Origin of the sequence: Streptomyces sp. PA03-1a (assembly GCF_033792805.1) — a bacterium.
Taxonomy (GTDB): domain Bacteria; phylum Actinomycetota; class Actinomycetes; order Streptomycetales; family Streptomycetaceae; genus Actinacidiphila.
In genome coordinates, this window is the sequence record NZ_JARAVO010000478.1 from 1 (window position 1) to 1,183 (window position 1,183).

The following is a 1,183-nucleotide window of genomic DNA, read 5'->3' on the forward strand; positions in this document are numbered from 1 at the left end:
GGAGGGGGGCTTCTGAGGCTGTTCCGGGGTGCCGGGAGTGTCCGGGGGCTTGGGTTGCTCCTGCGTGCCCGGGGACTTCGGGGACTTCGGTTCCTCCTTCGGCGACTGCTCCTCGCTCTTCGGGGATTCTTCCTTCTTCGGGGATTCCCCTTCCTCCTTCTTCTGCTCCTCGCTCTTCGGCGACTCCTCCTTGCCCTTCTCCGGCGACTGCTCCTCCGTGCCCGGCGACTTGGGCTCCTCCTGCTTCTTCTCCTCGCTCGGCGGCGGCGCCGTCTTCCCCGGCGGTTCCAACTGCGAGCCCGTGGACGGCGACGGCAGGACCGGCACCGGGGAGCCGGACGGCTGGCCCTTGGGGGGTTCGACCTTGTGGTCCTTCTTGCCCTCGACCTTGCCGCTGGGGCGCTCGAACCAGCGCTTGCTGTCCTGGTCGTAGAGCGTGAGCGTCTTCATCGGCTTGTCGGACGGGACGACCGCCACCAGGCCGGCCGCACGGAAGGTGTCCCACTGGCGGCCGCTGTACGTCGGCGTGCCGTTGACGGCGTCGGGCGAACTCAGCGGGTTGCCGCAGGTGCAGCGGACCACCGGGACGCCGTGGTCGTCGACCATGACGGGGGTGCCGGCCTGGAGGATCGCCTGGTAGTCGGTGGCCTTGCCGTCCTTGAAGCCGTGGCTGGTGACACGGGTGTCCCAGTTGAGCTGAACGGGCGTCAGCGCGCGCAGGTGGGAGGGGAGGTCCTGCGGCTCGACCTTCAGGGTGTCGGCGAAGGCCGCGGTGCGGGCCGGGTCCTTGGTGAGGTACGTGATCTGCTTCTCGACGTCGCAGGCGGACTCGTTCTGCTTGCCGCTGTAAAGCCCCGGGTGGGCACCGCTGACCTTGAGGGTGCCGCCCGGGGCCGAGGACTCGTTGGGGGTGATGGTGGGGGTGACCGCGGTGCCCGATTCGCCCGCCGTGGAGGGGGTGAAGGGGTCCGGGCCCGCCGCGGAGGCGTTCTGGAGGAAGATCTCGCCGCCGCCCTTGGTGCCGCCCAGGAAGGAGAAGGCGAAGATCACCGCGACCGCCACGACCATCGCGGTGCCCGCGGTGACGAGGGTCCGGCGGGCCCGCCACCACGGGGCGGGGGGTCCGCGGTGGCGGCCGGGTTCTCCGCCCGGTGGACCCGGTGGGCCCGGTGGCCTTGGTGGT

At 71.0% G+C, this 1,183-nt stretch carries 1 protein-coding gene; it reads right to left on the reverse strand.

Annotation, left to right across the window (positions count from 1 at the left end; genetic code table 11):
- Positions 1-1,062, reverse strand: a 1,062-nt coding sequence (locus PV341_RS45025; protein WP_500361033.1) for a DUF6777 domain-containing protein, incomplete at its 3' end; no start/stop codon positions are given.
- Between the last annotated feature and the right edge of the window lie 121 nt (positions 1,063-1,183).